General features: G+C 35.4%; 9 protein-coding genes. 7 read left to right on the top strand and 2 right to left on the bottom strand.

Annotation, left to right across the window (positions count from 1 at the left end):
- The first annotated feature begins 315 nt into the window (after nucleotides 1-315).
- The 7 genes from AS161_RS01890 to AS161_RS01860 all read left to right on the top strand — a co-directional run bounded on the left by AS161_RS01890 (nucleotide 316) and on the right by AS161_RS01860 (nucleotide 6,861).
- Nucleotides 316-1,848 carry a GGDEF domain-containing protein gene (locus AS161_RS01890; protein WP_164541591.1) on the top strand — a complete coding sequence of 511 codons (1,533 nt, stop codon included), beginning with the start codon at nucleotides 316-318 and terminating at the stop codon, nucleotides 1,846-1,848.
- Complete coding sequence (locus AS161_RS01885) at nucleotides 1,845-2,648, top strand: protease complex subunit PrcB family protein (protein ID WP_164541590.1); 804 nt, start codon at nucleotides 1,845-1,847, stop codon at nucleotides 2,646-2,648. The genes AS161_RS01890 and AS161_RS01885 overlap by 4 nt, the downstream gene beginning before the upstream one ends.
- Before the next feature lie 24 nt (nucleotides 2,649-2,672).
- Nucleotides 2,673-3,563 carry a pseudouridine-5'-phosphate glycosidase gene (locus AS161_RS01880; protein WP_164541589.1) on the top strand — a complete coding sequence of 297 codons (891 nt, stop codon included), beginning with the start codon at nucleotides 2,673-2,675 and terminating at the stop codon, nucleotides 3,561-3,563.
- Nucleotides 3,527-4,414 (top strand): RNA polymerase subunit sigma-54, encoded by an 888-nt coding sequence (locus AS161_RS01875; protein ID WP_241241306.1) that lies wholly within the window; start codon nucleotides 3,527-3,529, stop codon nucleotides 4,412-4,414. The genes AS161_RS01880 and AS161_RS01875 overlap by 37 nt, the downstream gene beginning before the upstream one ends.
- 66 nt (nucleotides 4,415-4,480) lie before the next feature.
- Complete coding sequence (gene yfcE, locus AS161_RS01870) at nucleotides 4,481-5,071, top strand: phosphodiesterase (protein WP_164541588.1); 591 nt, start codon at nucleotides 4,481-4,483, stop codon at nucleotides 5,069-5,071.
- Nucleotides 5,035-5,637 (top strand): YigZ family protein, encoded by a 603-nt coding sequence (locus AS161_RS01865; protein ID WP_164541587.1) that lies wholly within the window; start codon nucleotides 5,035-5,037, stop codon nucleotides 5,635-5,637. The genes yfcE and AS161_RS01865 overlap by 37 nt, the downstream gene beginning before the upstream one ends.
- 27 nt (nucleotides 5,638-5,664) lie before the next feature.
- Nucleotides 5,665-6,861, top strand: a complete 1,197-nt coding sequence (locus AS161_RS01860; RefSeq protein WP_164541586.1) for a pyridoxal phosphate-dependent aminotransferase — start codon at nucleotides 5,665-5,667, stop codon at nucleotides 6,859-6,861.
- Between the two features lie 102 nt (nucleotides 6,862-6,963).
- Here the strand turns inward: AS161_RS01860 and AS161_RS01855 are convergent, their stop codons facing one another.
- Together AS161_RS01855 and AS161_RS01850 are read right to left on the bottom strand one after the other, a co-directional pair.
- Entirely contained in the window at nucleotides 6,964-8,190 is a 1,227-nt protein-coding gene (locus AS161_RS01855) for a hypothetical protein (protein ID WP_164541585.1), read from the bottom strand.
- Nucleotides 8,191-8,380: 190 nt separating this feature from the next.
- Complete coding sequence (locus tag AS161_RS01850; RefSeq protein ID WP_164541584.1) at nucleotides 8,381-10,351, bottom strand: glycoside hydrolase family 13; 1,971 nt, start codon at nucleotides 10,349-10,351, stop codon at nucleotides 8,381-8,383.
- Nucleotides 10,352-10,403 lie beyond the last annotated feature (52 nt).

Raw genomic sequence — 10,403 nt, 5'->3', positions numbered from 1 at the left:
CCTGGCCGCTAAGCCACCGTGGGCCGATGGTAGTAAGCGGGCGACCGCTTGCGAGAGTAGGTAGTGCCCAGGATTTCTTAAATCCTCACCCCCTGAATCATTTCGATTCAGGGGGTTTTTGTTTTTTTGTTTTTTGTTTGCTCTGAATATTTTTTCAATTTTCATACAATTTGTTGTAGTAGAAAGTTTTATTGTGTAAATATTTTGTTAATTTTAACATCTTACAACATGCTTAGTGATATAATTCAAATAGTAGTTTTCTATTGATTTTTGTTTATATTACGAACTTATTCATGTGGTGGGGTGATTTTAGTTATGAGAATAAAGGAAAAATTTAGTTGGGTATTATCTTTATCGTTTGTTTTAGTACTTTGTATTTCCATATTTGCCTTCTTAGATTTTTTAATGCATTTACTTAATAAGCCAAGAGATATATTAATCTCAAACTGGAACCATACTATTCCGTTTTATGAAAGAATTGATAATCCTGGTAAGTTAGAACTTGCAGGACATTTTAGAATTGACGAAAACAACTTAAAAAAAGATTTGGCTATTGTTTTTCAGAAAGCAATTGTAAATAGGTTAGAAATATACGTTAATGATAAATTTATAAATGCTTTTGGGGACGCGAAAAGTGGTAATTTATGGCCTAGTGCGATTGTTCAAGAATTACCAAAAGAGGTTTTAAAAGAAAAGAATACATTGAAATTAGTGATTTATGGAACTGTTGGATACGGTATTTCCTATAGTCCGTACATCACTGATGTAAATATAGCAAGAAAAACAGCGTATTGGATAACTTTATTAAGGAACAATATAGCTTTAATTGCAATCGGAAGTGCTATTATAATTGCTTACATACTTCTTTTTACTTATTCTTTCGTAGATTTTTCTGATAGGAAAGTGTATTTAAACATAGGATATTCAATGTTTTTCACAATTCTATCCCTTATACAATTTGTTTACAGAGAAACATCTGGAAATCAATTTATATATTTAATGTTAGAAAAATTGAGTACAATTTCTCCGTTGTTTGGTATAACATTTATATATTTTGGATTAAATTCATTAGTTAAGCGAGAAATTAAATTATTCTGGAAGAATGTTTTAATTTTTACTCCTATTTTACTTACTATTCCAATTTTTTCTTTTAACAGAATTTCGATGTATAATAATTTAGTAAGCCTTGTAGAGCTTTATTCGTTTTTGATGGTTTTTTTAACACTGTTCTTGATAGTTCGTTACCAAATGAAGGAGTATTATTTTCCAATACTCTTTCTTACGATAACTGCACTTCAAACTTTGTATGTTCTGGTTAATCAGCTACCAGGTGAGTTAATGTTAGTTTACGGTCGAATTGTATTTTCAATTTATATTGGTACGTTAACTATCAAGAAATTCAAAAATGTATCTGAGGTAAAAAGGGTTCTAGAACAAGAAAATCTTATTGACAAATTAACTGGTGCGTACAATCGTAAGATAATAGAGTATATAAATCCAGAAGGAATTCTTGTTATACTTGATTTAGATAATTTTAAAGAGATTAACGATATTTATGGTCACATCCACGGTGATAATATGCTGAAACGCTTTGCGGACATTGTAAAGAAAAATATTAGAAATAGCGAAGATTATTTTATAAGGCTCGGTGGAGATGAGTTTTGTATAATAACAAAATCAGCAGATGTTAAAAGCATGATGGAAAGAATATACAATGCTTCAAGAAATGAATTGGGTTTAGGTTTTTCTTACGGTTTTGCACATTTTAAAAATTTTGATGAAGCTTACGCTCAGGCTGATAAGGTTATGTATGAAATGAAAGAAAGAAGAAGGAGGGAAAAATTATGAAGAAAGTAACTGGTTTGTTATTTCTAATTATTCTACTTGCTTTCTCGTTTGCTCAAACAATTCAAATCTTAGTTAAACCCATAGATACTTCATTGCCAGATTCACTTTTTAAGTCAACGGGGAGTAAAACGTTTAATATTCAGTATTTGAAACTTTTCTCTGACAACGAAGCAAAAGCTTACATAATTAAAGCTTGGTATTTTCAACCAAGTAGTGTAACCAGTGGAATTTTCAAATTTAAAGTGAGGCTTGTGGATGGAAAAAATAAGAAAGAGTACGTTTACGAATTTCAAGGTATAAAGGATAAGTCATATTTTAGACTAAAACCGGTATTTGTATTATGCCCAAGTAGTGTGAAGATATTCGTCAACGATGAATTTATTCCAGAGGAAAAAGATAAAAGTGAAGAAATAATCGTCCCAGTGCAAACTGGAGATTTAGGAGGCGCAATAATGAAAGTATTACAAAGAGCGGGAAGTGGATATAGAGAAATTTCCGAGAATGATTTTGCCTCGAAAGACGAAGAAATATTCATCCAAATTATTGCTGGTACTTTCCCAACAGGCGGTTACAGATTAGAGTTGAATGAGCCAGATATCGTATTTCCAATCACTGGAAAACGTGGTAAAATAACGATTACAGGTAAATTCTATAGACCGGGTAAAGGAGATATGGTAACTCAAGCGTTTACGACACCTTCAAAAACTATTTCACTTGGAAAACTTCCAGTTGGAGAATACGATATCTATGTTAATATAGAAGATTTAGGAGAATTTATCTCCACGTTAAAAGTTAAATAAATTGAATTTAGAGAAGGTGTTACTATGATTATTTCAGAAAAAGTGAAAAAGGCACTTGAGGATGGTATTCCAGTAATTGCGTTGGAAAGTACAGTGATTGCGCATGGCTTACCATATCCACATAACGTGGAAACAGCTAAAATACTTGAGGAGATGGCTTTAGAAAACGGAGTGGTCCCAGCAACAATTGGCATTTTAAAAGGTGAAATTATTGTTGGAATGTCTCGGGAACAAATAAACGAGATGCTAGCTGACGAACCCTTGAAGATCGGAACAAGGGAAATCCCATACGCAGTCGGTATGAAAAAGAGCGCTGCAACTACCGTTAGTGCTACGATGAGAATTGCAAGAATTGCAGGAATTGATGTTTTTGCAACGGGTGGTATTGGTGGTGTGCATATCGGTGACTGGGATGTTTCCCAAGATATTACCGAGATGGCAAAAAGCGATGTTATTGTAGTTAGCGCTGGGTGTAAATCCATCCTGGATGTGAAAAAAACTATAGAATTTCTTGAAACTTTTCAGGTAACTGTTGTTGGGTATAAAACAAATAAGTTTCCAATTTTTTACGAAGGATTATCAGACTTTAACTTAGAGCATCGTGTTGATAGCCCAGAAGATATTGCAAAGGTATTTAGAGCTAAAAAATCATTGGGTATTGAAGGAGCGTTACTTGTTGCAAATCCAATCCCACAGGAATTTGTCATATCAGAACAGGAAGTCGATGGGTATATGAAGCAAGCATTGAGTGAATGCTTTGAAAAAGGAATAACGGGAAAAGCTGTAACGCCTTACCTTCTTTCAAGAATTGCGCAATTGAGTAATGGGAAAACATTGACTTCAAATATAGAACTGCTCAAGAATAACGTACTTTTAGCATGCCAGATAGCAAAAAGTCTAAAGACAATGGCTTAAAACCTAAAATAGAGCAAAAACTTATTCTAACAAATAAAGAAAAAATCTATATTGAGGTGCTCGAAGCACCTATTTATTTGTTATTGGAAAAGTACGGACAGAGGGAAATAAGCATTGAAATCGAAGATAGTTATTATCCTATACATAAGGACTTGCATCAACAACTTGATATGATGATTCCTTTTTTAGGATTAGAGGATGAAGATGAAAAAATAGCTGAATATGTTATATACAACATAGATAGCAAAGGAAAATTGAGAGTTTCGGCGCAAGAAGTTGCTCAAAAATTTGGTGTATCAGTTGAGAAAGCACGAGAGATAATAGATACCATCTACGAAGCATTTTCAGAGGAGATTAATCAATTATCTTCAGAAGATGAAGAAAATTACATCCTTCCGGATGTTGCAATAATGCCTGATTACGTCGAAGTTAGAAAAATTGAGGTAAAAGATCCTGTCGTTATGAAAGCGATAGAAATGAGAGAAGAAACGTTAAGGAAGATATGTGAGATTGTTAGAAAGATAAATGAACCATTTCTAAGAGGCTATCGAAAATATCCACACGTAGTGACTATGAAATACGTTGCTAATTTGGTAGGTTTGCATGTTTCAACGGTTAGTCGAGCAGTAAATAGAAAATACGTTAACACACCGATAGGGGTATTACCACTCAGAATATTCTTTGGAAGATTGTTGAACCCAAAACTTGTGATGAATGAGATAAAAGAATTACTTAAAATAGACAGCAAATTAACAGATAAGCAGTTGGTGATACTTTTAAAATCTCTTGGAATAAATATTTCAAGAAGAACAGTGAATAAGTATAGGAATCTCTTAGATAATCTTGGATAGTTTTGATATACTTTGATATATTTGAACATTTCTGAAAATTTTTTAAACCCCAGGGAGGAAGAAAGTATGAAATTTTTGTTTGTTAGTGATACTCACGGATCTGCTAAGGCTTGGGAAGATATTGAAAAGCTTTTTAAACTTGATGAGTTTGACGATATTTTTCACCTTGGAGATGTACTCTATCATGGTCCGCGAAATAAATTACCTGATGCATATGATCCGAAGACATTAATTGATATGTTAAAAAAATACGATATAAAATACATAAGAGGGAATTGCGATGCGGATGTTGATTTGAAAGTGCTTGAGGTTCAAGAAATGCCAAAGATGGTTATGGAATATTTCGGTGATTTCTCTCTTTTACTCATTCATGGAGAGATGCTCGAAGAAAATGATGTTAAGGATTTTCTTAAGGATAAAAATGTCCATTTTCTTATTCATGGGCATACACATATATCAAAGATAGAAGAAATCGATGGAAAATACATTCTTAATCCGGGAAGCACTTCTCTTCCAAAAGGTGACACTCCAAGAAGTGTGATGGTAATAGAAGTCCAAGATAATACATTCAGAGCACAGTTTTACAATTTAGACAACGGGCAGGTGTACATGGAGGGAAAATGGACATTGAAAGATTCAAAACTGTTAAAGGAGTAATTGAAACCAAGATAAATATAGAACGCTCTATATTTATCGCTACGCTTTCATATGTTGAAGACGAAAGAAAAGCAAAAGAATTTATATCAGAAATATCTAAAAGATATAAAGATGCGACGCACAACTGCCCTGCCTACAGAGTTATAGAAAATGGTAATATATTGGAATTTTCTTCAGATGCAGGAGAGCCTTCCGGAACAGCTGGGTTACCAATGCTTAATACACTCAGGAAAAATGATCTTCTCAACGTAGCCGTTGTAGTTACTAGATATTTCGGTGGTGTAAAACTTGGCGTGCGTGGTTTAATAGACGCTTATTCACAAGCTGTTCAAGAAGTTATTGACAAAGCGGTTGATATGAAAAGCATAGTCGTGAAAAAAAGAGCATACAAGCAAAAATTGAAGATAGATTTTTCTTCATATGGTAAGAAAATGCAACAGCTCAGTTATATGGGAGTGACCATACTTGATATTTCGTACACCGAAGCATATGCTTATCTTGAGGTAATTTATGATAAACCATTAGATATGTCAGAGGTTGAAAGCATAGAAGAAATGTATATATAAATATATTTAAAAAGGAGGCATACAAAAATGATTTCCAAAAGAGCCATTGAAACACCAGCGAGTCCTATTAGAAGACTTGTTCCGTACGCAGATGAAGCGAAGAAACGCGGTATTAAGATTTATTATTTAAACATAGGGCAACCCGATATAAAGACTCCAAAGGTATGGTACGAATATATAGAAAAATTCAAGCCAGAAGTGGTTGCATATACACATTCTCAAGGTTTACTCGAGTTGAGGGAAGCTTTCTCTAAATACTATACTCAACACAATATTAACGTAACCCCTGATGAAATAATGGTTACAAACGGTGGTAGTGAAGCTATAATGTTTGCGCTCGGTGTTGTCTGTGACCCAGGTGATGAGGTTATAACTATAGAGCCGTTTTATGCAAATTACATGGGATTTGCCTCATATTTGAACATCAAACTTGTGCCAGTTACAGCTCATCCGGAAGATGGATACAGACTTCCACCTATGGAGGCGTTTGAAAAAGTAGTTTCACCTAAGACAAGGGCGATATTATTCTCTAATCCATCAAATCCAACAGGTACGGTTTATACGTACGAAGAAATGAAGCAGATTATTGACTTCGCAAAAAAACACAATCTTGTTATTATTTCTGATGAGGTTTATAGGGAATTTACATTCGATGGTAGAAAGCACATCTCCGCATTCCATTTCGAAGGCATAGAAGAACAATTGATAATGGTTGATAGTATTTCAAAACGTTACAGTGCCTGTGGCGCAAGAATTGGTACGTTCGTTACAAAAAATAAAGAATTTTATAAAAATGCCCTGAAATTTGCTCAAGCAAGACTTTGCCCAGCAGAAACTACTCAATTTGGTGCTATTGGATTATTAACATTAGGTAAGGAATACACAGACGAGGTGAGGGATGAATATCAAAAAAGAAGAGATGCAGCATACAACGCGATGAAAGAGATACCAGGTGTTGTTGTTCACAAACCAGAAGGTGCGTTCTATCTATCGGCTAAATTGCCTGTAGAAAATGCCGAAGATTTTATCATATGGATGCTTAAAGAATTCAACGTTGATGGGAGGACAACGATGGTATCACCGCTAAGCGGATTCTATGCCACGCCCGGTATTGGAATGAGTGAAATAAGAATAGCATATGTACTCGAAGCTGATAAATTAGCTGATGCCGTAAAAATACTTGGTGAAGGTATTAAGGAGTATAAAAACAATAAAAACAAATAAAATAAGTAAGGCTAAGAAAAACACCCCTTCAATACTTTAACTACATCGATTGAGGGGGTGTTTTTATTTATTCGTTTATTTATTCGTAAGGATCCTTGTATTTCACCATTGCTTAAGTACCTTGAGATTATTTTTTGGTACAAAGTAATCCTTAAGTGTACCATTTGATGAAGTTACAACGATTCCTTGGACGAAATACTTATCTTTCAAATTGAATTTCTCAAAATCACCACTAATCTTTGGAAAGTCGTAATTATTCGAAATAGCCTGGAGGTACCCGGAAGAAATGTAAACTTTGTAATATACATCAACTATCGGAAAGCCCCAAACACTCACATCTTTATATCTTTCAACATCCAAAAGGTAAAAAGTTGTACTTAATCCTGAAATGTTTGCGTTATGGGGTGTTATGGAAATTCTCATGCCATCCGTCGTCGTCTGAGTTGAAAGAATTGTTTCTGAAAGTGTTGTAGGATTAATCGTGTCTGTGGCAAATGGGGAACTTGAGGGATAATCGCTTTGGTATTGATAGTAATCAAAGTTATTTACCCAATCTCCGTAGCTGAAATTATACAAATCTGAGGATGTTTTCAACGAAGCTGGAATTTTGTGGAACTCTCCATTCGTATTCCTCGTACCGAATACATGACTTGTACCGCCAACAATCCAATTCAAATAAATATCTTGAAAAACTTCCGCTGGTTCTACGTCTTTGAGGTCAGAATCGTTCAAAGTAACAGTCTTGTCGGAATTAACTTCTAAATTTCTTATTATAGCTATTTTCTCAACACCTGTTTCACTCCATGGCGCACCAACAAAAATCACTGCATCAGCCTTGCCCTTTGGAATTCCATCTGCAATTAATTTTCCAGATTCTATTGTTGGAAATCTGTGTTCGTGCAAGAAAAAGACAGATGCTTGTTTTCCATTATATGAGATTGGAAGATTCACTGTAATTGTTGCAGCATCTTCTTCTGTTGCCGTGAACGGTCCAAGGAATACACTGTTTGTTTCGCTAAGTTTTGCGTTGAAAAATATAACTTCTGAAGCTTCGTTGTATCTTTTATCCACACCTACTACAGAGTACAAACCATCTGGGTCTTTAACTTCAAATGTATAAATTCCATTGCTTCCAGTGAGCTTAGTCCATGTACCATTTAACCCATCTTTTGCATAAACAAGTTCTATATTTGTTAGATGACCATGCTTGTTCGTTTGTACAGTCACAACATTTGTAGCCGGTGTTCCACCATTGGGAACGCATGAGAATATCGTAAAAATTAGCAAAAGAACGACTATAACTAATCCTAAATAAAGTTTTTTTCCCATAAACACACCTTCTCCTTCTTATTTTTGCCATTCAAAGTGGTATTTTCTTGAACAGCAGTATACTCTTTAGACTGATAAACTTTGAAAACGTTCAATACTAAACACATATAAAACATAAAAGTGAGCAAAAAACGCAACAAAAAAGCACTTCTCCAAGAAGGAGAAGTGCTTTTTTCTTTTTATAGTAGTTTTAAAATCTTATAGTTCCGAACACGGATATATACGTATTGTTCATGAAATTTGCAAGTGACGTCTTTATTCCAAACCCCAAATCTTTACTTTCACTGAGCAACGTTAGTTTGAATTCGACATTTGAAAGGTCCGTGCCCAAATAGTATTCCGTTCCCTTCGTAGTGTAAATTACGTATGCTTCCATATTACCATAATAAAAATCGTATATTCCTCCAATAGTGATTTTGTCTTCACCCAGCATGCTGTAAATTTCTGGACTCATACTTATGCCATCAAATGATAAATAGAGCCCAAATTGTTCGCTACTGAGAGAAATACTCGCGTACATTGAGTTGTCCAGACTGTATATTCCACAGAAAGATAGATTGAAAAAGCTCGGTACTTTTACTTCTCCAATGAACCCCAAATCTTCGGAAAAGTACTTATCTGAGACATAAAGTTTAAAGTTATCACTAATCACGCCAACGGTCCATGGTAATTTTCCACTCTCATATCCCATACCGGCCATTAATGCCACTGTCCCTGTTACGTTTATTTGGGCACTCAATCCCGTTTCTTTACCTAACGAATTTAATCTATGATCCGAAAAAAACGTGTACGGTGATTTGTAGAACATGTTAATCGCATATCCATTTGTAGCAAATTTTAGAATTGCCCTTGAAATTCCAGCGCCATCGTAAGATACACTTATCGCGCTCTCTTGGTTCGGTTTAAATGTCAACGTAAGTTTGTTGGAGAAAGTATTAGAAACAAGATACTGCGTGGAACTTGTTTTATACTGATAATTGAATGTGTATTCTCCTTTTACGGGAAGCCCACCCTTTTCTTCAACACCTTCAACTACAAGTTTTCCGTCTTTCTCCACGAGTTTAAAGACCCCATTCTTCCCACCGTAACCATCTGGCTCATAGGATGGTGCGTTGGGATCTTCTTCCCATGTATCTGTTCCACCTATTACAAAGACATACTTGTACCTATAGGTGCCTGGTTGCAATTGTACACTTGCCACCCAGTAACCTTCAACAAATTGCATCTTCAAAGCTCTTGCATTCCAGTTGTTAAATGACCCTGCAAGGTAGGCTTCTTGCGCATTTTCTTTCTTTACAGCGAATACAACATTTTTCCCCACAACTGAAATGCCTGGCGTAACTTTTTGAATAACCGTCTCAGTTGCATTTGTTTGTGAAACTTGCACTTTCTGTTGAGATTGTTGAGATGGCTTCTCATCTACGGCTACCGCACCTAGAGGTGCCCGAACAAATAGCTTTCCACCTTCTTTGGCTACTTCAATCACACCGTTTTTTCCACCGAATCCATCATCGGTAAACGCAAATGCGTTTGGATCAACCAACCAGTTACCATCGATTATGAATTTATACTCGTAGATGCCTGGTGTTAATTCAAGTACGGCTTCCCACCAACCAGCATCGACATAGTAACACTCCGTGTCATTGTCTTTCCAGTTATTGAATGAACCGGCTATGAAAACATGCTTTGCATCTTTCGCGTAGACCCGTATCACAACGTAACCATCTTGATCTACGAAGATCGTATTTTCACGCTTCGTATTTAATTCATACTTTTTCGAAGGTGTTTGTTGGGAAGAAATTCCGATAATTTTTCCATCTTCAGTTAATGTAAACGCTCCATTTTTCCCGCCGAACCCATCATCCACAAACGAAGGTGCTTCCGGATCTTCTTTCCACGTTTTACCTTCTATGACATATTTATACTGGTAATTTCCTGGTTTCAATTCTACTTCGTAAGTCCACACACCGTTGACAAGTTTCATGGACCACGCTGTTGGGTTCCAATTGTTGAAATTACCAGCAAGGTAAACGATACTTGCATCTGCTTTGAATGTGAACACCACTTTCCCGTCCTTGTACTCCACAGCTCCAAATAGTTGTGATACTGATATAACAATGAGCAAAATTACAACGATACTACCAACCTTCGTTTTCTTCATTAACCGCACCTCCTGATATCATTCTATCTATTTTTCCCACCAAATTACGAAC

Origin of the sequence: Fervidobacterium sp. 2310opik-2 (assembly GCF_011057735.1) — a bacterium.
Taxonomy (GTDB): domain Bacteria; phylum Thermotogota; class Thermotogae; order Thermotogales; family Fervidobacteriaceae; genus Fervidobacterium; species Fervidobacterium nodosum.
The sequence above is the reverse complement of the archived record's forward strand: the minus strand, read 5'-3'. Positions and strand labels throughout refer to the sequence as shown.

Coding starts and splice junctions, on each gene's coding strand:
- AS161_RS01890 (WP_164541591.1), top strand. CDS start 316: ATGAGAATAAAGGAAAAATTTAGTTGGGTATTATCTTTATCGTTTGTT.
- AS161_RS01885 (WP_164541590.1), top strand. CDS start 1,845: ATGAAGAAAGTAACTGGTTTGTTATTTCTAATTATTCTACTTGCTTTC.
- AS161_RS01880 (WP_164541589.1), top strand. CDS start 2,673: ATGATTATTTCAGAAAAAGTGAAAAAGGCACTTGAGGATGGTATTCCA.
- AS161_RS01875 (WP_241241306.1), top strand. CDS start 3,527: ATGCCAGATAGCAAAAAGTCTAAAGACAATGGCTTAAAACCTAAAATA.
- yfcE (WP_164541588.1), top strand. CDS start 4,481: ATGAAATTTTTGTTTGTTAGTGATACTCACGGATCTGCTAAGGCTTGG.
- AS161_RS01865 (WP_164541587.1), top strand. CDS start 5,035: ATGGACATTGAAAGATTCAAAACTGTTAAAGGAGTAATTGAAACCAAG.
- AS161_RS01860 (WP_164541586.1), top strand. CDS start 5,665: ATGATTTCCAAAAGAGCCATTGAAACACCAGCGAGTCCTATTAGAAGA.
- AS161_RS01855 (WP_164541585.1), bottom strand. CDS start 8,190: ATGGGAAAAAAACTTTATTTAGGATTAGTTATAGTCGTTCTTTTGCTA.
- AS161_RS01850 (WP_164541584.1), bottom strand. CDS start 10,351: ATGAAGAAAACGAAGGTTGGTAGTATCGTTGTAATTTTGCTCATTGTT.